This is a genomic window from Scrofimicrobium canadense (genome assembly GCF_009696615.1).
Taxonomy (GTDB): Bacteria; Actinomycetota; Actinomycetes; order Actinomycetales; family Actinomycetaceae; genus Scrofimicrobium; species Scrofimicrobium canadense.
The window spans coordinates 56,927-79,314 of record NZ_VULO01000002.1; the positions used below are offsets into that span (position 1 = coordinate 56,927).

22 protein-coding genes are annotated in these 22,388 nt (G+C 52.1%); 11 read left to right on the top strand and 11 right to left on the bottom strand.

Annotated features, from left to right (window positions below; genetic code table 11):
• Positions 1 to 34: 34 nt before the first annotated feature.
• The gene (locus tag FYJ24_RS01835) at positions 35 to 556 is read left to right on the top strand and encodes a hypothetical protein (RefSeq protein ID WP_154543051.1); all 522 of its coding nucleotides are present in this window, start codon (positions 35 to 37) and stop codon (positions 554 to 556) included.
• Between the two features lie 66 nt (positions 557 to 622).
• Here the strand turns inward: FYJ24_RS01835 and FYJ24_RS01840 are convergent, their stop codons facing one another.
• The 4 genes from FYJ24_RS01840 to lpdA form a co-directional block, all read right to left on the bottom strand.
• Positions 623 to 1,915: a putative Ig domain-containing protein gene (locus tag FYJ24_RS01840; RefSeq protein WP_154543053.1), complete on the bottom strand. Its 1,293-nt coding sequence runs from the start codon at positions 1,913 to 1,915 to the stop codon at positions 623 to 625.
• 105 nt (positions 1,916 to 2,020) lie between these two features.
• Entirely contained in the window at positions 2,021 to 2,575 is a 555-nt protein-coding gene (locus tag FYJ24_RS01845) for a YncE family protein (protein WP_154543055.1), read from the bottom strand.
• Between the two features lie 249 nt (positions 2,576 to 2,824).
• Positions 2,825 to 4,597: a 2-oxoglutarate dehydrogenase, E2 component, dihydrolipoamide succinyltransferase gene (gene sucB / locus FYJ24_RS01850; RefSeq protein WP_154543057.1), complete on the bottom strand. Its 1,773-nt coding sequence runs from the start codon at positions 4,595 to 4,597 to the stop codon at positions 2,825 to 2,827.
• 18 nt (positions 4,598 to 4,615) lie between these two features.
• Positions 4,616 to 5,989: a dihydrolipoyl dehydrogenase gene (gene lpdA / locus FYJ24_RS01855; RefSeq protein ID WP_318656448.1), complete on the bottom strand. Its 1,374-nt coding sequence runs from the start codon at positions 5,987 to 5,989 to the stop codon at positions 4,616 to 4,618.
• A 154-nt stretch (positions 5,990 to 6,143) separates the two neighbouring features.
• Here lpdA and FYJ24_RS01860 point away from each other — a divergent pair, with 154 nt between their 5' ends.
• From FYJ24_RS01860 to FYJ24_RS01875, 4 genes are all read left to right on the top strand, one after another.
• Positions 6,144 to 6,590, top strand: a complete 447-nt coding sequence (locus FYJ24_RS01860; RefSeq protein WP_154543059.1) for a hypothetical protein — start codon at positions 6,144 to 6,146, stop codon at positions 6,588 to 6,590.
• Between the two features lie 66 nt (positions 6,591 to 6,656).
• A complete protein-coding gene (locus FYJ24_RS01865) occupies positions 6,657 to 7,925 on the top strand; it encodes a hypothetical protein (protein WP_154543061.1) in 1,269 nt (422 codons plus the stop codon).
• Positions 7,913 to 8,614, top strand: coding sequence for a DUF6320 domain-containing protein (locus FYJ24_RS01870; RefSeq protein ID WP_225871924.1), 702 nt, complete (start codon positions 7,913 to 7,915; stop codon positions 8,612 to 8,614). The genes FYJ24_RS01865 and FYJ24_RS01870 overlap by 13 nt, the downstream gene beginning before the upstream one ends.
• Before the next feature lie 53 nt (positions 8,615 to 8,667).
• Positions 8,668 to 9,744, top strand: a complete 1,077-nt coding sequence (locus FYJ24_RS01875) for a serine hydrolase domain-containing protein (protein ID WP_154543065.1) — start codon at positions 8,668 to 8,670, stop codon at positions 9,742 to 9,744.
• Between the two features lie 35 nt (positions 9,745 to 9,779).
• Here the strand turns inward: FYJ24_RS01875 and FYJ24_RS01880 are convergent, their stop codons facing one another.
• Complete coding sequence (locus tag FYJ24_RS01880) at positions 9,780 to 11,129, bottom strand: NAD(P)/FAD-dependent oxidoreductase (protein ID WP_318656449.1); 1,350 nt, start codon at positions 11,127 to 11,129, stop codon at positions 9,780 to 9,782.
• Between the two features lie 201 nt (positions 11,130 to 11,330).
• On the opposite strand from FYJ24_RS01880, the gene FYJ24_RS01885 reads away from it, so the two are divergent.
• From FYJ24_RS01885 to FYJ24_RS01895, 3 genes are read left to right on the top strand one after another with little or no spacing between them, the layout of a single operon-like run.
• Positions 11,331 to 12,350 (top strand): ABC transporter substrate-binding protein, encoded by a 1,020-nt coding sequence (locus FYJ24_RS01885; RefSeq protein ID WP_154543300.1) that lies wholly within the window; start codon positions 11,331 to 11,333, stop codon positions 12,348 to 12,350.
• A gap of 43 nt (positions 12,351 to 12,393) precedes the next feature.
• The gene (locus FYJ24_RS01890; RefSeq protein ID WP_154543067.1) at positions 12,394 to 13,323 is read left to right on the top strand and encodes an ABC transporter permease; all 930 of its coding nucleotides are present in this window, start codon (positions 12,394 to 12,396) and stop codon (positions 13,321 to 13,323) included.
• On the top strand, positions 13,323 to 14,114 hold the full coding sequence (locus FYJ24_RS01895; RefSeq protein WP_154543068.1) for an ABC transporter ATP-binding protein: 792 nt from the start codon (positions 13,323 to 13,325) through the stop codon (positions 14,112 to 14,114). The genes FYJ24_RS01890 and FYJ24_RS01895 overlap by 1 nt, the downstream gene beginning before the upstream one ends.
• A 5-nt stretch (positions 14,115 to 14,119) precedes the next feature.
• Here the strand turns inward: FYJ24_RS01895 and FYJ24_RS01900 are convergent, their stop codons facing one another.
• From FYJ24_RS01900 to FYJ24_RS01920, 5 genes are all read right to left on the bottom strand, one after another.
• Positions 14,120 to 15,151 (bottom strand): LCP family protein, encoded by a 1,032-nt coding sequence (locus FYJ24_RS01900; RefSeq protein WP_154543069.1) that lies wholly within the window; start codon positions 15,149 to 15,151, stop codon positions 14,120 to 14,122.
• A gap of 42 nt (positions 15,152 to 15,193) precedes the next feature.
• A complete protein-coding gene (locus tag FYJ24_RS01905; protein WP_318656450.1) occupies positions 15,194 to 15,439 on the bottom strand; it encodes a helix-turn-helix domain-containing protein in 246 nt (81 codons plus the stop codon).
• A 107-nt stretch (positions 15,440 to 15,546) separates the two neighbouring features.
• Positions 15,547 to 16,476, bottom strand: coding sequence for a DUF4349 domain-containing protein (locus tag FYJ24_RS01910; protein WP_154543070.1), 930 nt, complete (start codon positions 16,474 to 16,476; stop codon positions 15,547 to 15,549).
• Between the two features lie 41 nt (positions 16,477 to 16,517).
• Positions 16,518 to 17,384 carry an alpha/beta fold hydrolase gene (locus tag FYJ24_RS01915; RefSeq protein WP_154543071.1) on the bottom strand — a complete coding sequence of 289 codons (867 nt, stop codon included), beginning with the start codon at positions 17,382 to 17,384 and terminating at the stop codon, positions 16,518 to 16,520.
• Positions 17,381 to 19,126: an AMP-binding protein gene (locus FYJ24_RS01920; RefSeq protein ID WP_154543072.1), complete on the bottom strand. Its 1,746-nt coding sequence runs from the start codon at positions 19,124 to 19,126 to the stop codon at positions 17,381 to 17,383. The genes FYJ24_RS01915 and FYJ24_RS01920 overlap by 4 nt, the downstream gene beginning before the upstream one ends.
• Before the next feature lie 98 nt (positions 19,127 to 19,224).
• On the opposite strand from FYJ24_RS01920, the gene FYJ24_RS01925 reads away from it, so the two are divergent.
• Genes FYJ24_RS01925 through FYJ24_RS01935 form a run of 3 tightly spaced genes read left to right on the top strand, consistent with a single transcriptional unit; the run spans position 19,225 to position 20,968 of the window.
• The gene (locus FYJ24_RS01925) at positions 19,225 to 19,758 is read left to right on the top strand and encodes a 1-acyl-sn-glycerol-3-phosphate acyltransferase (protein WP_318656451.1); all 534 of its coding nucleotides are present in this window, start codon (positions 19,225 to 19,227) and stop codon (positions 19,756 to 19,758) included.
• A 51-nt stretch (positions 19,759 to 19,809) separates the two neighbouring features.
• A complete protein-coding gene (locus FYJ24_RS01930; RefSeq protein WP_154543075.1) occupies positions 19,810 to 20,646 on the top strand; it encodes an aldo/keto reductase in 837 nt (278 codons plus the stop codon).
• A 7-nt stretch (positions 20,647 to 20,653) separates the two neighbouring features.
• Entirely contained in the window at positions 20,654 to 20,968 is a 315-nt protein-coding gene (locus FYJ24_RS01935) for a DUF4342 domain-containing protein (RefSeq protein WP_206192438.1), read from the top strand.
• 28 nt (positions 20,969 to 20,996) lie between these two features.
• On the opposite strand, the gene FYJ24_RS01940 is transcribed toward FYJ24_RS01935, so the two are convergent.
• Positions 20,997 to 22,334, bottom strand: a complete 1,338-nt coding sequence (locus FYJ24_RS01940; protein ID WP_154543077.1) for an MFS transporter — start codon at positions 22,332 to 22,334, stop codon at positions 20,997 to 20,999.
• Positions 22,335 to 22,388 lie beyond the last annotated feature (54 nt).

Genomic DNA, 22,388 nt, shown 5'->3' on the forward strand with positions numbered 1-22,388 from the left:
TCGACAATCCGCGATAGTCGAACAGGGAGGGCATATGTGGCAAAGGGATTCAGTTCACAGGGTGGAGCGTCAAGGCATCGTTTGGAGAGTACATGACGAGGTGGGCAATCAAGCTCTTATGAGCGAGGTTCGAGCAGATACAGCACAGGTGTCAAACTGGAAACAGCTGTCAGAACGGAACATGGGCTTTCGTATATGGAACCTCAGTGAGGTTGAAAATATCCGCGATGACATATGGCGGTTAGTTAGCCCACTCCCCGAGAAATGGCGCGAACCGGAAGCCGATGAGCTCAAAGCCTTGACAATTCCCGATGATGTGCGTGATATCAAAGTGCCGCTCAAGGATCATGTAATCGTCATCGATTCTACGTTAGTGTTTGTGCCGCTACCTTGGCTACAGCATCCTGGCACTGTGGGCCGGGAAATGCAGGCTATCACCGTCCCCACACCAGTCTTGCGGCTACCGTATGCGAGGTTTTGGTACTATATTCCTCTTCTTTTCGTAGTAACTACCATATTCGTACTGTGGAGTTTCCTTCTTTGTATGCGCATCTAAGCAAAAGCTGGCCTCCCCTGACGCCTATGATGAAGGGCGGGGAAGGCCAGCTATTGTGTCAATTGCTTAGCTTTGCTTGCGGGATCGATTCACTAGAATCGCGCCTACTGCGAGTGCGCATGCTGCTACGGCGATGGCTGCGATGACAGGTAGATTGATACCCGTTTCAGCCCGGTTCTCGTCGGGGCTAGTGGTAGTTGTTGTATTTCCCTCCTCGGGTGCTGTTTGAGACCCCACCACGGTGATTTCTTGTGTCAGAGTGTAGTCTCCGTACGTTGCCACTATCGTGTGGACTCCCGACGCAGCCGCTGCTGGAATGGTGAAGTCCGCGGAAGCTCTTGCATTCTCATCGATCGTCATAGTTCCCAGTGTGACGGGATCTGAATGCAGCGAAATATCGAATATCGCACCAACTGGGGCGTCACTGATAGTCACTGTCAGTTCTTCGCCCTGTTTCACTGTCGATGCGCTGAGCGAAAGGACTGGAGCGGCATCAGAAGTCACGGTGATTGGCACGGTAGCACTGGCGGTGATATTGCCGTTTGTGGCGGTGATCTTATATTCCGAACGGGCTCGTGCTACGTCAGAGGTGCCTGAGATAACACCTGTCTGTGCGTCGAGACTCAACCAAGAAGGCAGTCCCTCAGCGCTGAAGACTGTGGAGTTATCTTCCGGGAAACCCAAGGGGGATAAAGCCTGCGAGGTGATTTCCTCACCAGCCTCTCCGATGATGTCTTGTGAAGAGGTCGCAAGTCCTGGAGTTATCTCAATGGTGACGCGGTGTGTGCCAGGAATCTGCTGGCCTGCATATGTAGCTGTAATGTCGTATGTTGTGGCGACTTGCGCGATCTCAGCAACGCCTGAGATAACTCCGGTAGCGGTATCAATCGAGAGTCCGCTGGGAAGAGCGTTGGCTGAGAATGCAAGCAAACTTCCCGAAGGGGCTCCTGTGATGCTGGGTGCTGCAGAAGTAACATTCTGGCCAGCAGACACAACGATAGACTCGGGCTGCGAGATGAGTGTCAAGTCCGCGATTACCGATACCTTGTTGGCATCCAGCTCTGTGACATAGATTCGGTTGGTTTCAGGAGACACCGCAATTGACCAAGGTGAACCAGCGCTTGGAAGCTCCAGGACATCGGAATCGGAAACGATGGAAACCGTATCACCGTTTGAGTTAGAACTGACGATCCTCCCGTCAGATGTAAGTGCAACATTAGAGGGGCCTGCACCAACGCTAATGTGGCGAACAATTTCATTTGTTGCCAAGTCAATGACGCTGACACTATTTTTCGCAGACTCTGCAACATAGGCTGTAGAGCCGTCATGCGAAATCGCTATACCGCGAGGTGCAAACATGTCGGCAGACTCCTCGACTTATGGATAGTATATTGCGTCAACAAGTGCGCCCGTGTCGGCCGCAAAAACGGCAATGGCGTCATCTTGGAATGCCGTGGCATACACCTACTGGCCATCTGGAGATATTGCAATACCTTCGGTCGGCACGTTAATCGTGATGTCACGTGTCTGGCCGGTAGCGGTATCAATGATGTGTATGCCGTCATGCTGTGCGTCAGTGACAAAGACTTGCGAATCATCGGGAGTAACAGCAACTTGCGTGGGGCTGCCTCCGGTTTCGATAGTGTCGACTACCGTGTTCGTTGCAGTATCAATGACCGATACGTTTCCGGAGGAAAAATTCGCCGTATACGCCAGTGTTTTTCCTGAATTTAGAGCGATCCCTAAGGGCATTTCACCGACACTGACGGTGTCAATTACACTGTTATTAATTCCGTCAATGATGGACACGTTATTATCGTCAGCGTTTGTGACAAAAAGAGTATCTGTTGCGGAATTGATTGCAATGCCAGAGGGGGTATTTCCTGTAGAAATAGAGTCAATGGTAGTGGTCAGTGACTCTTCTGAATCGGCTGCTAATGCTGTCGCGGGCGCGCCAATTAATCCGCATAAAGCTGCAGAAATGGTGAGGCTGAGTAGCCTCTTGTGATTGGGTTTCAAAGTAATCCTCCCCGTGATTTAAACCTCTATGCGAAACTTTAAGGAGATTGAGGGTCATTAATCAAACGGTTCACATTCTGAGCAGGAAGATTCTTCCAAAACTCTCAATAATAAATTAATATAATTGTTTCTATTGGAAAATGATGATTAAAGGAGTGAAAGAATACATAAATGGGTCAAAACTGCACATTAAGCAAGATGGGGTGGTAGGACAGCCTCCTACCACCCCATATAGCCGCAGATCGCGTTCTAGAGATCAGCTGTAAAGTCAGCCTCTTCCAAGCGCTTCTTCACAGACATCAAGTACCGTGCGGCATCTGCACCGTCAACGAGACGGTGATCATATGTCAGTGAGAGGTACACCATTGAGTGGACCGCAATGGCTTCCTTACCGTCAGCGTCTGTTACGACAACAGGACGCTTGACAATGGTACCGACACCGAGAATGCCGACCTCTGGCATATTCAATACCGGGGTATCGAATAAGGCACCACCCGAACCAGTGTTGGTGATGGTGAAAGTTGAACCGGTAAGTTCATCAGGACTAATCTTTCCGGTGCGAGCCTTCTCAGCCAAGGTATTGATGGAGTCGGCAATGCCTGCAATATCAAGCTCGCCAGCATTTTTGATGACCGGCACCATGAGACCGCGTTCAGTGTCAACAGCGATACCAATATTCTCGTAGTCGAAATAGGTGACTTCGCGATCATTGATTTGCGCGTTCAACTTGGGATGCTGCACTAGAGCTTCCGTGGCAGCTTTAACAAAGAACGGTAAGAAAGTGAGCTTTGTACCGTGCTTCGCTAAGAACTCATCCTTAGACCGTGCTCGCAACGCCGCCACTTTTGTCACATCTACCTCTACGACGGTAGTGAGCTGGGCGGCAGTTTGAAGAGACTCCACCATGCGTCGCGCCACGGTTTGGCGCAGACGGGACATCTTCACTGTAGTGCCGCGAGGCGAATCTTCTGGCGCGGAGACCGTACGGGATGGTGCTTCTGCTTGCGGTGTTGCCACGGTAGCGTGACGAGCTGCTTCGGCGGCGGCCATAACATCTTCTTTACGGATTCTTCCACCAACACCGGTACCAGTGACGGATGCGAGGTCGACGCCTTGTTCACGAGCCAGCTTGCGAACAAGCGGCGTCACGTAGACTTTTGCGTCTGACGACGGCTTGTCCTCGCGCACGAGAGTGCCTGAGGCCGCTGCGCGTGTAGCCAAATCATCGAGAACTGCTTGAGCGTCGCCAGGGTTGTGCGTGGGAGCATTAGCCCACGCTGGGGCAGGCGGAGCCGGTGGTGTCGGAGGCGTTGGCGCGGCGGCTGGTGCGGGAGGTGCACTTGGCGGTGCAGGCTCAGCCGCGGGAGTAACGGGTACCGGTGCCTGCGATGGTGCGGGAGCAGCCTCTGCAGATGGGGTAGATACCTCCGAACCGATTACGGCAATTACCTCACCGACATTGACGGTTTCATCCTCTGCCACGCGAATCTCCGCAAGTATTCCGGAAACGGGGGAGGGGACTTCGGAGTCGACTTTGTCGGTTGCTACCTCAACGATGGGTTCATCTGCTTCGACGGTATCGCCGACCTGTTTGAGCCATGCGCTAACGGTTCCTTCGGTAACAGATTCACCCAAAGCTGGCATCGTGACTTCCGTAGTGTCTCCCGCATTTGATGCAGGAGCCGGAGCCTCCACCACTTCAGCTGGAGCCGTCTGCTGAACTGGTGACGGGACTTCAGCGGGGGCGGCGGGCTCTGTTTGAGCTGCAGGGGCTGGAGTTTCACCTGCGTCGCCGATCATCGCAATGACGGTGCCGACTTCCACGGTGTCGTCCTCCTCGACCAAAATCTGCACAAGTGTTCCCGCAACGGGGGAGGGGACTTCGGAGTCGACTTTGTCGGTTGCTACCTCGACGATGGGTTCATCTGCTTCGACGGTATCGCCGACCTGTTTGAGCCATGCGCTAACGGTTCCTTCGGTAACGGACTCGCCCAGAGCGGGCATCTTGATGGCGGTTGCCATGTTCTTTTCTCCTCAGTCTCAGTCGTGGGCGTGTAAAGGTTTGCCAGCTAGTGCTAGGGCCGCCTCGCCGATTGCTTCATTTTGCGTGGGGTGAGCGTGGATGAGAGAAGCGACATCTTCAGCGTATGCTTCCCAGCCAACGATCAGTTCGCCTTCGCCAATCTGCTCGCTGACGCGAGCGCCAATGGCGTGGAAACCAACAATAGGACCGTCATTCACACTCACCAGTTTAATCACGCCAGGCGTGCCAAGTATGTTGGACTTTCCGTTGCCTGCCAGATTGTATTCGACAGTCTTTACCGCATCCCCATATTTCTCTTTTGCTTGGGCTTCTGTGAGCCCAACGGAGGCAATTTCTGGTTCGCAGAATGTGACGCGTGGGATGGTGTTTTCGTCGATGGTTGCGGGGTGTAGTCCTGCAATTTCTTCAGCGACAAAAATCCCTTGAAGGAATCCTCGGTGAGCCAACTGGAGACCAGGAACGATATCACCCACCGCGTAGACATTGCCAACACCGGTATGTAGCCGTTCATTGGTGAGAACAAATCCGCGGTCTAGCTTCACGCCAATGCTGTCATACCCCAGACCATCAGTGAGAGGCCCGCGGCCCACTGCCACCAGCAGCACATCACCCTCAAATGTCTTACCGTCCTCTGTAGTAACGGTGACTCCATTTTCGGTTTGTTCGTATGACGAGAAACGGGTCTTGGTCGCGAACTTGATGCCTCGTTTGCGGAAAGCCCGTTCAAGTTGCTTAGAAATCGTTGCATCTTCGTTGGGGACCAAACTAGGTAGGCCCTCGATAATCGTGACTTCGGCGCCAAAAGAACGCCATGCTGAAGCAAATTCAACACCAATGACTCCGCCGCCTAGAATAATGGCGCTGCGAGGCACCCAATCCATTTGGAGAGCCTGCTCAGAAGCAATCACTCTGCCACCAATGGGCAGACCAGGAAGGCTGCGTGAATATGATCCTGAGGCCAGGATGAGGTTCTTGCCTGTGATAATTCGTCCCTCAACATCAACTGTTGTTGGGGAGGTTACCCGGCCCCATCCGTGGATGACCTCTACGCCTCGCGAAGACAGCAGGCCTTCAACGCCCTTGTATAGCTTGTTCACGATGGAATCGCGGTATTTTCCAACCTGTGCCATATTGATGCCTTGGAGCGTCGCTTCGACTCCAACATTGCTGGCCTCGCGTACGGCATCGGCGGTTTCAGCGGCATGTAAATATGCCTTGGTGGGGATGCAGCCCCGGTGAAGGCAAGTTCCCCCAACTTTGTCACCTTCTATCAATGCAACTTTGAGACCTAGCTGCCCTGCGCGCAACGCTGCCGCATAGCCTCCAGATCCAGCCCCAAGAATAACAACGTCGAAACTCTGGTCGCTCACTCTATTCTCTCCTCGGGTCGACTCGACTTAGGTCCATTGTCCCACTACTTTGCCGTCGAGGTGGCCCCTAAATATGACAGACGCGCCACGTTTTCCCTGGGAGCGTAGAATCGTCACTGATATGTAATCTTCTGCCCACTTTTATTGGACAACAATGACTGAATCTTCGCCGCCGGCTGACGACCGCACTGTATCTTTTGGACTAGGACGTTTGGTAATCGCCCTCTTCTGGATCGTAGCTGTAGTGGTCTTGGCCTTATCCCTATGGGGATTAGCTAGGGTCACCTCGATACCTATCGGCTCACGCCTTATTGCCGTGCTGGCAGGAATCGTGTATCTCCTGGCAGCAATTGGTATGACTCATAATGGGCGTCGCATGCGCATGATGGCTTGGGGTGCGTTAGTGACAGCTCTTGTGGGGCCTATCATTACTGGACTATCAGGCCTAGGGCTTCCCGATGCCCCCACGTTTTACTCTGCTTGGGCAAACTTTGGTGCAACATTTTGGTTCGCTCCCCTTGTCATTCCGTTGATAGGAATTGTATGGATGTGGATGTCTGACCCGCGCAGAATCGTCGAGCTTTCTGAAGGAATCAGGTGAGTGGTCGTATTTTTGCCCGATTCGCTAGACTCGGTGCGAAGGAGAATACGTTGAGGGAGCGGTGCTGTGAAATGGAGTCGGTTGGATCATGCAGCCAAGCTCTATGCGACCACGGCAGATGCCTCCAATAGTTCGACATTTCGATTGAGTGCAGTCTTATATGACCAGATAGACCCTGATGCGTTGCAGCGCGCCGCCGACCGTACGTTAGATCGATATCAGGGTTTCAATGTACGGCTGTCCAGCGGTCTTTTCTGGAATTTCTTGGCACGCAACACCGCGGGGATTGTGGTCGAGGCGGAGAGTGACTATCCGTGTTTCCCGATTTCGACCGGTGGGCCCGGGGCTCCTCTTTTACGGATTATTTACCATGAGAGGCGCATCTCGGTTGAGTTTTTCCATGCGCTTACCGACGGGACGGGAGGGTTGGAGTTCCTCAAAACGCTACTTCGTGAGTATTTACAGCAAAAGGGCATCGCTATAGCGTCAGAAGGGCTCGTCATTCCTAGTGATAGCTTACCGGGGATTGGCGAGGGAGAAGATGGTTTTTCCCTGTACCGCGACCAGTGCCGTGCACTTGCTGAGGGGGTCAGTATCACCTCGCCAAAAGCTCGGCACATCGCAGGGACGCCTTTTGACAATCCCGGGCATAACGTGGTCGAGGCGATCACGACCATGGATGGTGTGGCTCAGGCAGCACGACTACACCAGACGACCGTGACAGGTCTACTTATCGCTGTCGCGCTCAAGGCAGCTGCACTCACCGAGCCACGCCGTGAGTCCGAGCCATTCGTGGTATCAATGCCGGTCAACCTCCGCCGCGTATTTCCTTCCTCTACTTTGCGCAACTTTTTTGTCATCGTCAATATCGGTGACAATACCGACTCATATGATGACATGGAACGAGTTATTCATAGTGTCAGGACAGAAATGGATGCAAAGCTGTCACGGCCAATGCTTGCCAGATACGTTGCAGATACGATGCGGTTCGACCAGAATCTGGTATCTCGTTTCACCCCGAATATTCTCAAACGGCCAATGGTACGTTTTGGTTTTAATCGTTTTGGTCAATCGGTCACTACGATGACGTTATCTAATCTCGGTGTTATCCGTCTTCCCTCGCAGATGGAGTCTTTCGTTGAGAGACTTGACTTCCATCTCTATCCCGCGAAGGCTACGCCCGTGAATATCGCAGCGATTTCCTATGGGGGATTTGCTTCGATTTCTTTTGCAAGATCCATTGTTGAAGCAGATTTCATACGGCATTGCGCCGATCTGCTTTCACATACCATTAACGAGCCTGTAGCGTTCACCTCGAACGAATGGGGACTCTAGTGTTTCTCGCTGTTCAATGTGCTGAATGCGGCCATGATGTTGATTCTCGTCTAACACGCTGTCCTCTCTGCGGTGTTGCCTTATCTCACTGCGCAAACGGTGAGTCCCACGCGTATCCCTCATATGCGGGATACGTGCGGCGTCGGCGTCGACAGCAGCTACGGCGCCTTGTTGCTTTTATATCGGTGTCGGCCATCATTGTTGTTGTTGCTATCAACCTCTTGTATCAGTCCCACGGATGGTGGTCGCTGATAGTGATTACAGTGATCGCCTATTCATGGCTGACAGTAAGCGACACAGTGCTTTCACTCAAAAGCCTTATGTTGCGCCTGGGAGTTCAGGTGTATGCGTTGGTGATAGCGATGGTCATCCTTGACTGGCGTACGGGCTTGCACGGCTGGTCGGTAGATTATGTCATCCCCGCTATTCTTTTCCTTTCATTGGTGGGGGCCCTTGTAGGAATAGGAATTTCCAGGTTTTACGGGTGGAAAACCTCTGAGATTTTTGGCTTTGCAGTCGCGGTAACTGTGGGAGCTTTGATCATGCTGGGGCTTTCCTTCAGTCCACTGGTAAAAGTCGCATGGCCCTCTCAGGCTGTGGCTTGTGTAGGCGTAGTCCTTCTTGCGGCGTCAGCGGTCTTTTTACGCAAGGAATTTTCGCAGCACCTGCGTGAACAGTGGCATTTTTAGATTGAGTACTGCTCCCGGGTGCGAGCTGCATATGGCCGTGTTCTACTATCCCCATGAAACGAAGCATTCGGGTAATAGCGCTGAGTAGCCTAATCCTGGGCATATCTGGATGCGCCCCTGATGATGGAACTCGGGATGCACTCGTGAGTATCGGGCCGCTCCTAGCGGAAGCAGAAATACCGCTGGCTCAGGTTCGATACAACAACGGTGAGGGTAGTGACCACACACTGACTTTTATCGAGGGGGATGTTGCAGAAACCAACGAGCCAGCTCACTTCGCCTATCGCTCAATTACAAAGTCGTTTGTTGGCACCGTGGTGCTGCAGTTGGTGGACGAGGGAAAACTCAGCCTTGACGATCCGGTAAGCGAATACATCAGTGGAGTCCCAGACGGGGACCAGATCACTATCGCACAATTGGGAACGATGCGCTCGGAGCTTCCCAACTATTCGGCACTTCCCTCCTTCGGCGAAGAGTTGCAGCAAGACCCAGCGCGCACTGTTCCCGCGCAGGAATTGCTGGAGCTGGCTTTCAGTGCACCAACAGTTTTTCCGCCCGGAAGTAGCTATGAGTACTCAAATACCAATACTGTGCTTCTTGGAGAGATAATCGAATCAGTGGAAGGGGTTCCTTGGCAAGAATCTGTCGCCAGAAGAATTGTTGATCCAATAGGCCTCGACTCAGTTTCTTATCCGCAAGGTGCCGTGATGCCGGATCCGGAGACTCAAGGATTCCAGATAGAAGGTGGGATTGCGGAAGAATTACCGCCAGTGTCATTCTCTTGGTTCGGAGCTGCTGGAGGCCTTGTTGGTGATATTGAGAGCTTGGACCTGTGGGCAAGAGCATTGGGGGCAGGGGACCTTGTGTCGCAGCAGTCCCACGAGTACCGCCTGGGTTCGCTTGCCTCGACAAAAAGCGATAGCGAGAGTCCTTTCTATGACGCCTACGGCTTTGCCTTGGGAGAAATCCAGGGGTGGATCGGACATACGGGCACGGGCCTTGGATACCAGTCTCTAGCAATGTACAACCCAAAAAGTGGAGATAGCATAGCGATACTACTCAACGCGACGGGCTCGGATCCAGATCTTCCTGCGCGCCTTTTTACGGGCTTCGGATGCGAAAAACCGTAAAAATCCAACACTCAGCACATAAACGGCATCGAGACCTAGCCCTGAGGATCCTCGCCTGCGACGAGCCTTCCAGAGGCCCCCTTACCGAGATGTTCGAGCGCGAGCCGAGCAACCATTTGTTGATTTGTTGCTGCACGTTCAGGTCTGGCTCGCGACAAGAAACTCACCATCCAATGGATCAGCGTGGAAACACGTGCTTTGAAGCCGGTGATGTAGAGCAAATGAAGAAAGCACCACGCCAGCCAGGCAGTGAAACCATCGAATTGGAGTTTCCCCATGCTTACCACGGCCTTGAACCTAGCGATTGTCGCCATAGATCCTTTGTCGAAATAGCGGAAGGCCTCGTCTTTCGATGGCTGTCCTCGAAGTTGTTGCTTGATTTTCTTGCCTACAAAGCGAGCGCTTTGGATGGCGCCTTGAGCAACCCCGGGTACGCCCTCCATACTCATCAAATCACCAATGACAAAGATATCTTTGTGCCGTGAGACTGTCAGATCAGGGTTGACCTTGACGCGACCTGCCCGATCCAACTCAACCCCCGTCTGCTGAGCTAACACTTGACCAAGCTCAGATGCCTGTACGCCTGCTGCCCATACTTTGCACGAGGTAGGTATCGTCTCGAGGTCTCCGTTGACGTTCTTAATCGTGACGGAGTCTCCATCGACGTTGGTGACTAAAGTATTCCCGCGAAATTCAACTCCCAGTTTTGTTAGGGCCTTCTTCGTCCGGTTTCCCAGTTTTTCGCCGAACGAGGGAAGTGGTAGCGGCGCTCCATCAACCAGAATGACCCGCGCTTTTGTTGGGTCAATGGTGCGGAATTCCCCCTTAAGAGTGTGCGAGGAGAGCTCACGAATTTGCCCGGCCATTTCTACACCAGTGGGTCCGGCTCCAACAACAACGAAGGTTAAAAGTTGCTCAATCCGGCTTGGATCAGTTTCGATCTCAGCCAATTCGAATGCGTTGAAAATGCGTGCGCGTAGTTCAAGCGCGTCATCAATAGTTTTTAGTCCTGGAGCGAAAGAGGCAAATTGCCCATTGCCAAAATATGACTGTCCTACTCCGGTTGCGACTGCCAGGATGTCGTAGGGGGTGCGGTGATAGTCATTGTGGTTGCGCCACACAACCGTCTTTGTCTCTGTATCAATATCTTCAACGAGTCCCTGCAGAACAGTGACGTTCTTTTGCGAGGATAGAATTTCGCGAGTAGCCGGTGCGACTTCTCCCTCAGAGAGAATCCCTGTTGCAACCTGGTAGAGGAGAGGCTGAAAAAGATGTTGTGGGGTCATCGCGATAAGAGTGATGTCAACATCTTCTTTTCGCAACGACTTTGCGAGGAAGAGGCCGCCAAAACCAGACCCTAAGATGACCACATGCGGTCTGCTCACGTAGACTCCTTCAATAATTTCGACCCAACGATGTTATCAAAATTGAGATTGGTGGTTGAGAGGCCTATCTCATCACTGCGTACCCTCATTGAATCCAGGGAATGGACCCTTACTCTCCGTAATCTCACATGTCCGTAACATTCTTGGGGGCATCCAGGAGCGTGGAAGCTCAACGATGGAAGGATAAGTTTCGTGAGACTTATGAAGAATACAACTGCAGTCCTTGCTGCCACAGTTACTGCGTTTGGGTTGGCTGCGTGCGGATCGAGTGAGCCCCAAAGCGGTTCAGTTCAGACTCAAAGCGGCACAGAAGCATCGACCACTGAGCCCGGCGGACAGTCCTTTAATATCGCTGTAGCGCAGATCGTTACCCATCCTTCTCTTGATGCCTCGATCGAGGGTTTTAAGGCAGCAATAGCAGACGCTGGTCTTGACGTGAAATATGACGACCAAAATGCCAACAACGATCAGACTGTTGTACCTACGATAGCCACTTCGGTTGGCGGCTCTGGTGCTGATCTGGTGTTGGCCGTGGGGACCCCGATCGCACAGGGGTTGGCTCAGGCGGTTTCCGATAAGCCAATTCTCTTCACAGCAGTCACTGATCCATTGGGGGCTGGCTTGGTGGATAGTCTTGAAAAACCGGGGAAAAACGTTACAGGAACCTCAGATGCGAACCCCGTCAGTGAACAAATTGAGTTGATCACGAAAGTTGTTCCCGGTGCGAAGACTCTTGGTGTGATTTTCAATCCAGGAGAAGCGAACTCTCAAGTTCAGGTCGAATGGGTGAAAGAGGCCGCAGATAAACTGGGTCTTACCGTGCAGGAGGCCGCATCTGTAACAACTGCCGATGTGCAACAAGCTGCCGATTCGCTCAATGTGGATGCCATTTACGTTCCCACAGATAACACTGTGGTCTCAGCACTGGACTCCGTATTACAGGTGGGCGAATCAAAGAAAATTCCGGTTTTTGCTGCTGAGGGTGACTCGGTGGAAAAGGGCGCTTTGGCTACGTACGGAATTTCTTACTATGAGCTTGGATACCAGACGGGTGAAATGGCTGTCAGAATCCTCACCGAGGGGGCCAGTCCTGCCGACATGCCCGTGGAAACACAGGCCGACCTTCTTCTATACATCAACCAAGCAGCTGCGGGACGCATGGGCGTAGCTGTTCCTGAAGAAGTTATTGCAGAAGCAAAACCAGAAAATATTTTCGAGTAGAACCTGTCAGTGGTTCTACCACTGACACACGTGGGAGCTGTAGATGATCGGCGCAATTGAGCTGGGCCTGCTGTATGCCATGATGGCATTGGGCGTATATTTGACGTTCCGGATCCTTGAATTTGCGGACCTTACGGTTGATGGATCCTTTACGACAGGCGCGGCTATTGCGGCGGTTGCAATTGTAGGGGGAGTTAACCCTTGGCTGGCCGTCCTCTTTGCTTTTCTCGGTGGCATGGTGGCGGGTACCGTCACCGGCCTCCTTAACACCAAAGGTAATATAGACGGGCTACTTGCTGGAATCCTCACACAGATTGGACTCTATTCCATCAATCTGCGAATTATGGGAACCGCGAATATTTCGCTGTTGCGCGAACCCACTTTGATGAGCGGATTGAAGGATGCCGAGCTACTTGGCACATGGTGGGCTGTCGGGATCTTCCTCTTCCTAGCTCTATTTGTCTTGGCAGCGGTCATTTGGTTCTTACACACCAATGTGGGACTGGCAATGCGCGCGACAGGCGACAACCCAGAGATGATCAGTTCCTTTGGGGCGTCTATCGACGGAATGAAAATACTGGGGCTCGCACTATCGAATGGAATGGTGGCCGTTTCGGGGGCGCTAGTTGCGCAGTACCAGGGGTATGCCGATATCGGCATGGGGATCGGTATGATCGTGGCAGGCCTTGCTTCGGTGATTATTGGTCAGGCAATCTTTGGTCGTTTGACGATTCTGCGTGCTGCCACGGCTGTTGTGGTGGGAGCAGTTCTCTACCGCCTCGTCATTTACGCAGCATTACTGGTGGGGCTCGATCCAAATGACATGAAACTGGTATCTGCAGTCATTGTGGTTTTGGCTCTCTTGATTCCGCAGATCAAACTGTTCAAGCGGGTTCCTAAGCGGTTCCGTTCTGCTACTGAGGTGGAAGTACGGGATTCAGCTACTGTTGGCTCTATTGAGAGGGAAGCGTAATGTTGCGTATACAGGGAGTCTCCAAGACATTCTTTCCCGGCACGGTCAACGAGCGGCGTGCGTTAGTTGATGTCAGCCTGCATTTGCGTGAAAGGGATTTTGTCACCGTTATCGGATCTAACGGTGCGGGCAAGTCCACACTGCTCAATGTTGTTGCGGGCTCTATTCGACCAGATGCTGGCGCAATTGCTATCGCTGGCAGAGACGTGACTCGTTTGGACGATCATCAGCGCGCCGCATACGTAGGACGCGTGTTCCAAAATCCCTCATCTGGAACCGCGCCTCACCTGACGATCGCAGAAAATCTCGCTATCGCTCAGAGCCGAGGAAAGAAACGCACCTTGGGAATGGCTGTAACCGCCCGCAAACGGATGACTTATCGAGATGAGCTCTCGATACTTGAACAAGGCTTAGAGGACCGTTTAGGTGACTGGGTTGGCCTACTGTCCGGTGGACAGCGTCAGTCGCTGTCATTATTGATGGCGACATTTACGCGTCCGCAGATACTTCTTTTGGATGAGCACACCGCTGCCTTGGACCCAACTAGAGCTGGCCTGGTCATTAAGCTTACTCGTGAACTTGTTGAGAGGCATCGCCTTACCACCTTGATGGTCACGCACAACATGGAACAGGCTCTATCGATGGGAAATAGGCTGATCATGATGCATGCGGGCCGCATTATTTTAGACGTGGCTGACGAAGAAAAAGCCAAGATGACAGTTGCTGACCTGATGAAGAGCTTCGAGAACCTCCGGGACGCAGAACTCTCTGATCGCACGCTTTTACAGTAAAACTTCTAATACTCACTGAGGTCATGGGTTTGCACGTACTCGTCGAGGGTATCGTTGTGGAAGGAATCAGCGAGTTCTTCTAGACGTTCGTAATCGAGGTTGATGATTGACACCCCGTCCTCTGTCAATTCTGTGCCTAGAGTGGGCACGGTAAAGAAGACGATATCATCGGTACTCAGAGAGCGGAGAGTCCACACTAAGCTGACAAGGTAGTCAGCAGTGACTCCTTCGTCGACGGACAAATAGGGACTCAAGCCTTCGACCACACCAGTGATTTTTGACGGATTCGTAAGAGTTCCAGCACTGAGAAACTTTTCCAATACCGATTTTAAGTAAAGCTGCTGGTTGCGAGCTCGCTGGTAATCGCCATCGATAAACGAATAGCGTTCACGGACAAATTGCAGCGCTTGATCTCCGTTGAGGTCAAGGTCTCCAACAGGAAAATCTGTGGTTCCCTCTCCATTAGTTAGACTGAACTCTATTTCGTTGTGAACCTGAACCCCTCCAAGGGCATCCGTGACGTGTTTGAACCCTTCAAAGTCAACCATGATTACATGGTCGATTCGTGTAGAAAGATGATCTTCGATAGTTTCTATGGCTAATGGGAGACCACCGTATGCGAATGCAGCGTTTATCTTGTTGTATCCGTATCCCGGAATATCCACCCACGAGTCTCGCAAGAATGACATGACGTAGGCTGAATCGCGTTTCTCAGGGATTCTCACCACCATCATTGTGTCGGAGCGGGCATCATCTGGATTTCCCCTGGAGTCTGAGCCCAGTAGAAGAATAGTCTGCATGCCAGAAATCTCATCGGGGGTCTCAGTATCGTGACCAGAATCCCGGTCAGGCAATGCCTGTGAGATGACTGTTTTTCGGTCATCAAAAGTTTGTGACAAATGGTGTTTGTAACGGTAAACAGCTATGAGAGCCGATGCTGTGACACAGAGCGAACCAACAACCACCCACATCATGACTTTTGCCCACAGAGGGAAGGAATCACGTGACGACGAATGGGCTGGCGGTAGTGGGTGCATGAACTTCCTTGTGCAGAGCTTCTACGCTCATGCTACAAGGAGCTATTCTTCGCTGTCATCTTCTTCATCACTGTGGCCAAGGAGCAGATCAATCACAGGCACATTGAGCCGATCACACATAGTCTCAACAGTACGCAGAGTCAGGTTTTTCTCGCCGCGCTCTACTCCGCCGATATACGTGCGGTGCATGTCAAGGAGTTCGCCCAGTTCTTCTTGCGATAAGCCTATAGCCTGCCGATGTTTACGGAGGTTCTGGCCGAAGAGTCGCTGCATTTGTCCGATTGACACGCATTAAGACTCAATTCGCATGCTCGATAAGTCTACAGACTTATAAGTAGCAATATGCTTTTACCTGCGAAAATCGAGTTAATTTAAAGCTGTACTAACGGAAAACTCTACATTTGTGTATCGACTTGACTATCGTGGTTTTCTATACCGACCTCTTCAGAGGTCGGTGATAAATCAGCAGGTGAAACATGTGATGATGTACTAGATTGAGAGAGCAGACCCCGCTTCCTTTGGCGTTTCACCACAGCGATAGCTATCCAGGCCACTATCCCGAGGGCGATGACCCAAGGAATAGCAACGACAATGCCGTATCCCAGGTATTTTAACGATGCAAGAAAGGCCTGCCACACCCCTGTGTCGGGCTGGTCATTTGCTCCAGGTGTTTGGAAAGTAACCGTTAACGTTGACATGTCGACCTGCTCGCTGAGCCAATCAAGTTGCGAAACCACGCCGTCAAGTTCAGCCTGCCGACTTGCCAATTCACTTTCTGCCTGGATGACGGCTTCGGTGGTATCAGCTTGCTCCATTAATTCTTTGATGCGTTTGACCGAGGCTTCCAGCGCGGCCTTACGGGCTTCCAGATCACTCATCTGAAGTCCAACATCTTCCGCGTTAGTACCGCGGCTATCGACCTCTCCGAAATCGGAGAGTTTTACGAGAGCTTCATCAAATTTCTCTGCAGGAACTCGCGCCGTTACAGATGTCATGGTTCCAGAAGGATCCCGGTTTTGCCAGGTGTTGTCGACTCGTCCGCCAATGTCTTTGGCATACGCGGTGAAGTCGCCGGCTGCTTTGCCAGGGTCATTAGTGATGACAGTGGCATACCCCGTGTGGATGACCGGCGACGCAACGTAAGAACCAACAGCTGCTGATTCCGTTTGCGTCTGGACCTCAGCAGGCAGTTCTGCAGCATCCATTGCAACGCTGGGCTCGATTACACCTACATCAGGGGTTATGCCGTTATCAGTGGAAGATGTGCAGGCACTCACACTGAGTGAGGCAATCGCCGCAATACATAGGAATAAGAAACGTCTCATAGATCACACGATAGCGTGGAGTTGGGGGAGAAATAAAGCAACTACAGAGAAGCGAATGTGCTGAGAGGACGATCAACTCTGTCAAAAAACTCCATAAGGTCTGCAGCCAATTCGTCGGGGGACTGCTCTGATGGTGAGTGGCCTGCGTTGTATTCCCTGAACTCGGCCCCTATGCGTTGTGAAAATGCTGCGAACTGTTCTAGCGGCCACATATCTCCGTGTCCTGCACCAACCAGAAGCGGTACCCCTGAATGTCGTAGCGCATCTTCTAGATCAGGAATTGCCAGCATATCTGCCATGGCACTGGTAACGCTTTCCTTTACGGTATAGCCCATTCTATGGAGAACAAAAGCATGACGTTCTTTATCGACCCGATTTATATTGAAACGAAGACCAGAAAGCATGACACGAGCCGCAACCGCGGGGCTGGCCCACTTCACAATAGGTCCCACGACTCGAAAACCTCGAAGAGCATTACCACTAAGCGGAGGCGTCCCAATGAGAGTTGCAGATCGCAACAATGCAGGTTCATCCGCAATGAGATGCTCGCACACTAATCCGCCATAGGAATAGCCGACGACGTGCGCTTTGCCCAAATATTCGAGGACGGCGCGGATATCAGCAACATGCATGGGAAGAGTCCAGCCGGCACCGCTATGAGGACCGGCGGATGAAGACTCATATTGGCCAGCCAAATCCACTGCTATCACCCGGTAGCCCGCGCGTGCCAAATGTGGGATAACGAGAGAAAAGTCTTCCTTTGATCCGGTGATTCCTGGGATCAGACATACCGGTGGATCGCCGGGACAACCAGCTTCAAATGTGGCGAGAGGACCACTAGGAGCTAGGAAAGTGCCACGTGTTGCCCCAGAGGGAACGTCTTTCCAGTTAACGGAGGATGTACTCACTCTTCGTGATGATCTTTCTGTCCAGTGGCCTTTTCCATGAAGGTATCAAATGCGCGAGACGCGGGATCTAGTATTTCTTCCTTGACCCGTCTGCGCATCACCTTCCCTAGAGGATTGCGCGGAAGTTCACTCAAGAAAACTATCTTTCGAGGAAGAGCATAATGAGAAATAGTTTCTTCTGCCCAGGCGCGAACATCGTCTAAGGTGATCTGAGGACTGCCTTCTTCCAAGATAAGAGCTGCGGTAACCTCTTCGTTTTCGTCTTCACCTGGAGTACCAACAACCGCCACATCTGCGATCCCAGGCATCATGCGGATCACGTCTTCGACTTGAGAGGGATACACATTGAAACCACCGGAGATAATCAGCTCTTTCTTTCTATCAGCCAAATCAATATATCCTTCGTGGTTGACACCTATATCACCGGTGCGGAACCACCCGTCTTCGGTAAAAACCCTTGCTGTTTCGTCGGGAGCATCCAAATATCCTTCGAATACTTGAGGTCCCTTGACCAGGATTTCTCCTGGTTGACCATCTTCGACATCTTTTGACGGATCCTCTAGATCTGCCAGCCTAATCTGCGTCGAAGGAAAGGGAAGGCCCAGGGTTCCAAGCCGACGCTGCGCAGATAAAGGGGCACCGCACAATACTGGGGACGTCTCGGACATTCCGTACCCCTCAATAATTAGCTGACCTGTGGTTCGCTGCCAGAGATTAGCCACAGCCTTGGATAGAGGCATTGCTCCGGACACCGAATAGCGAATAGAAGAAATATCGGTGCCACAACGAAGAGCCTCTTTAGCGACACGCTCAAACATGGGGGGAACCCCAACAAAGAAAGTAACATTGCGCCTGCGATGTGCCGCCAAAGCCATTTCAGCATCAAATTTTGGTAGGACTACCTGAGTAGCCGCTTTCTTCACCGCCGCACACAAGAAGAATGTGAGTCCGAATGCGTGGAAATAGGGGAGCAGACTAAAGAACACTTCCGCCCCCTCATGTAACTCGAATACCCAAAACATGCATTGGTTGACATTGGTGCCGATATTGCGATGTGTCAAAGGCACCGATTTCGGTACCCCATTGGTGCCACCGGTGTGGAGAATGACTGCTCTATCTGTTGGTTGTGGCAGCGGAAATGAATCTGCAAGGGCAGTCGCTGCAGAAACCTCTCGATCCCATGAGCGTGTGCCCGGCGGTGTTGCTGAACGCAGTTGGCCGCGTTTTTCTCTGGCAACCTTGACAGGAAGACTCAAGAGCAGCCTCTGAGTGCGAGGGAAACCCGCAGAAATATCCACGGTGAACACGTTTTCTAGTCCCGTCGACCCATCGAGAGGGCATTCTGCAGCGGACTTTTCCCAGACGATCGCTACTTTCGCCTTGTGGCGGGCAAACTGTGCTTTGAGCTCAGCAGCAGGAGCCAGAGGATTGTGTTGGGCTGCGACGGCGCCGATACGCATGCATGCGTAGAAAGCAACAAAAGCCTGGGGGCAGTTAGGTAAAACGATAGCTACTGCGTCACCCGGTTTGACTCCAGCGGACACGAGTAGCCCAGCAGCCTTCTTTGCTTGGGTGAGCACCTCACTATATGTGATTTCCGCCCCGAAATAGTCGAGGGCGACTCGAGAGGGGTAGAAGTGCGCCGCCTCCGAAAGGAGAGAGAAGAGCGACGTATTCGCCACTGGAACTTCAAAAGGTACCCCCGGCTCGTACTTCTTGTGTGCCTGGCCAACGATGCTCATAGCGCTCCTTCGCTTTTACGAAACCCTCCAACAAGGATAGTGCGCTGCGCGATAAGGTGTGGCACATGGGCATAAGAAGCGCATTTGTAGACAGCATAGTGAGACTGTTTGGGTGGAAAGTTGTCGTAGACTGTCCCATTCCGAATGGGGGTGTCATTGTGGGGGCGCCGCACACGTCAATGTGGGATTGGGCATGCATGATGGCGCTGATCGCGAAAACTGGAGTTAAAGTCCGCTGGTTGGGAAAGAACTCTCTATTTTGGTTTCCCCTGGGGCCACTTCTGCGCGCATGGGGAGGCGTACCAGTCGACCGTTCTTCCCACAATGGCTTAGTCGATCACATGGCGCAGATACTCAAGGACAATCCAGGTACTTTTGCAGCGCTGACTCCTGAAGGAACACGCGCAGGTGCCGAATACTGGAAATCGGGTTTTTATCGCATTGCGGTATCTGCGCGTGTACCCATAGTCCTTGGATTCGTCGATAGTGCAACAAAGACTACGGGGATCGGTAAAATTCTCTATCCCAGCGCAGATATGCGAGCCGACATGGACATAATCCGTGATTTCTATAGGGACAAAATCGGTATAAAACCCGGCAATACACAGCCCCCGCGCCTTCGCGAAGAATAGTGAGAATGGTTTTGTCGAGATAACAGAGCGCGCTTGCGGTAGCGTTAAAACATGGCAACTCCCACTATTCGACTTTCAAGCGGTTTTGATATTCCCGCAATTGGCTTTGGTACTTATCCCTTGCGAGGGGAAGACGGCGTTAGTGCTGTTCGTTCTGCTATTGATGTGGGCTATCGCCTTATAGATACTGCTTTCAACTACGACAATGAAGCAGCAGTGGGGCAAGCTATTGCAGCCAGCGGAATTCCTCGTGAGGAACTCTTTATCACCTCGAAACTACCAGGGCGTTTTCACGAACGTCCCCACGCAGACGATGCGGTAAGAGAATCTTTGTGGCGTTTGGGGCTTGATTATCTCGATCTCTACCTCATCCATTGGCCTAATCCAATCCAAGGCCATTATGTCGAAGCATGGCAGGCACTAATCGACGCACGGGATGCCGGTTTAGTGCGATCAATAGGAGTGTCGAATTTTACCGTCAAGCATCTGCGTGATTTGGAAGCTGCGACGGGAGAACTGCCGGCGGTGAATCAAGTGGAGCTTCACCCATATTTCCCTCAGATTGAGCTAGTCGAACAGCTGCACCAGATGGGGATTCAACCAGAGTCTTGGAGTCCACTTGGTAAAGCAGCCAGGCCTCACGCTGAGTCGGTAGTTGGAAAGATTGCTGCTACCCATGCAGTTACCCCTGCACAAGTGGTATTGCGCTGGCAGATCCAACGTGGATCTATTCCGATTCCGAAGTCTGCTGATCCTGTTCGTCAAGCTCAGAATCTTGATGTTTTTGGCTTCGAGCTGAGCGAGGATGAAGTCTCGGCAATTACTGCTTTGGGACGTCCCGCAGGGCGGCTTTTTGATGGTGATCCAGATATTCACGAAGAAATGTAGGAAAACAATGACCGAGGATGCTCAGAAACACACAGAGTCACCGAAAGAAGTTGAGGTGGTACATATGGAGGACGATACTGAGAAGTCCGAGACTTTCCAGATTAAAGGCGAGGATCTGTTAGCCAAGGTTAAACAGCTCATAAAAGAAGGTAATGTTCGACGAATCATTCTTAGCCATGATGGTAAGAAACTCTTAGAGATCCCAGTAACAGCTGGAGCTGTAGGGGTCACTGTTGCCGCTGTTATCTCTCCGGTGCTAGTTGCGGTAGGAGCTATTGCCGCTGTAGTTGCTCAAGTAGAAGTAACGGTTGTTCGCGATTGAGGCGTCCGTATCAGAGCTAGTAGAAATGCTACCGTTGCAAAGAGGCCCCTTTGAACTCGGGGATCCAGATTAGAGCTAGGGCAGCGATGGCAAATGCTGAGGCGAATACTGCAAAAAGTATTCCTTTTGATGTAGCAGCTAAAAGTGCTGTGACTGCGAAGGGAGCGACGATTGAAGCGAGGCGACCAAAGCCTGTTGCCGCACCGGAGCCGCGTCCTCGCAAGGAAGTAGGATATAGTTCCGGCGTAATGGCATAGAGTGCCCCCCACGCCCCCAGGTTGAAAAAGGACAATAGACATCCAGCGATAATGATTGTCGTATGGGTAGATGCCAGACCGAAGGCAACTGCGGATCCGGCTGATCCTAGGAGGAAGAGCGCCAGAGTCGGGCGACGTCCCCATCGTTCGATCAAGATGGCTGCAGTTGCGTAGCCGGGTAGCTGTGCCAGTGCCATGATGAGAGTGAACCCAAAAGATTGGACTAGGGAATGTCCCTCGGACACCAAAATTGACGGTATCCAGATGAAAGCACCGTAGTAGGCGAAGTTGACCATAAACCAGATGGCCCATAGTGCAATAGTTCGTTTTCTCAACTCGGGACTGTAGATTGACCGCGCGGCAGAGGTGACGTCGGGTTCCGCTACAGGAACTCTGGATGTTTGTTTTTGTCCCTTTCGGATGTCGGCTTCGAAGGATTCTACGACCGCTTCGGCCTCTAAGCGCCGTCCACGTCGCAGTAGGTATCGGACTGACTCAGGGATAGAACTGCGCAAGTACACGGCATAGAGTGCTGGTAGAGCACCGACGGCAAATGCCCAGCGCCAACCGTCGTGACTGGCGGGCACGACGTAGTATCCAATGACTGCTGCAATCATCCAACCTATAGCCCAGAAAGCTTCGAGCCATACGACGACTGAGCCGCGTACCTTGCGCGGGGAGAGTTCCGCTACCAGTGTGGAGGCAACGGGAAGCTCTGCGCCTAGACCGAGTCCAACAAAGACCCGCAGGATGACCAGCGGGATAACTGCCGATACTAGCGCTGAAAGTCCGGTGGCGATTCCGTAGATAATGAGAGTGGCCGTGAAAATGGTGCGGCGGCCAAATCTGTCCGCCAGGCGACCCCCTGCTGCTGCCCCAATTGCCATGCCGATAAAGCCAGCGGAGACGATCCACGATTTTTCTGTTCCACTTAGGCCCCACTGATCAGTGAGAACTGCAATGACATAGGTGATAAGACCTACATCCATGGCGTCGAATGCCCAACCGATTCCACTGGCACCCAGTATGCGTCGATGTTTGCGAGTTAACGGCATTGAATCCATTCGGTCCGTAAGGTCGCGTTCTGCCGTGTGGATGTCAGTGTTCATGTACTGTCTCCCTTATTCTGATAGAGGCCAGCATAGACTACTTATAGTCGAAGT

Bases quoted from the DNA above. Each gene is read 5' to 3' on its own strand.
- FYJ24_RS01935 (WP_206192438.1), top strand. From the start codon at position 20,654: ATGACCGAGGATGCTCAGAAACACACAGAGTCACCGAAAGAAGTTGAG.
- FYJ24_RS01940 (WP_154543077.1), bottom strand. From the start codon at position 22,334: ATGAACACTGACATCCACACGGCAGAACGCGACCTTACGGACCGAATG.
- FYJ24_RS01890 (WP_154543067.1), top strand. From the start codon at position 12,394: ATGATCGGCGCAATTGAGCTGGGCCTGCTGTATGCCATGATGGCATTG.
- FYJ24_RS01920 (WP_154543072.1), bottom strand. From the start codon at position 19,126: ATGAGCATCGTTGGCCAGGCACACAAGAAGTACGAGCCGGGGGTACCT.
- FYJ24_RS01870 (WP_225871924.1), top strand. From the start codon at position 7,913: ATGGGGACTCTAGTGTTTCTCGCTGTTCAATGTGCTGAATGCGGCCAT.
- FYJ24_RS01840 (WP_154543053.1), bottom strand. From the start codon at position 1,915: ATGTTTGCACCTCGCGGTATAGCGATTTCGCATGACGGCTCTACAGCC.
- sucB (WP_154543057.1), bottom strand. From the start codon at position 4,597: ATGGCAACCGCCATCAAGATGCCCGCTCTGGGCGAGTCCGTTACCGAA.
- FYJ24_RS01910 (WP_154543070.1), bottom strand. From the start codon at position 16,476: ATGAGACGTTTCTTATTCCTATGTATTGCGGCGATTGCCTCACTCAGT.
- FYJ24_RS01860 (WP_154543059.1), top strand. From the start codon at position 6,144: ATGACTGAATCTTCGCCGCCGGCTGACGACCGCACTGTATCTTTTGGA.
- FYJ24_RS01835 (WP_154543051.1), top strand. From the start codon at position 35: ATGTGGCAAAGGGATTCAGTTCACAGGGTGGAGCGTCAAGGCATCGTT.
- FYJ24_RS01875 (WP_154543065.1), top strand. From the start codon at position 8,668: ATGAAACGAAGCATTCGGGTAATAGCGCTGAGTAGCCTAATCCTGGGC.
- FYJ24_RS01930 (WP_154543075.1), top strand. From the start codon at position 19,810: ATGGCAACTCCCACTATTCGACTTTCAAGCGGTTTTGATATTCCCGCA.
- FYJ24_RS01885 (WP_154543300.1), top strand. From the start codon at position 11,331: ATGAAGAATACAACTGCAGTCCTTGCTGCCACAGTTACTGCGTTTGGG.
- FYJ24_RS01895 (WP_154543068.1), top strand. From the start codon at position 13,323: ATGTTGCGTATACAGGGAGTCTCCAAGACATTCTTTCCCGGCACGGTC.
- FYJ24_RS01900 (WP_154543069.1), bottom strand. From the start codon at position 15,151: ATGCACCCACTACCGCCAGCCCATTCGTCGTCACGTGATTCCTTCCCT.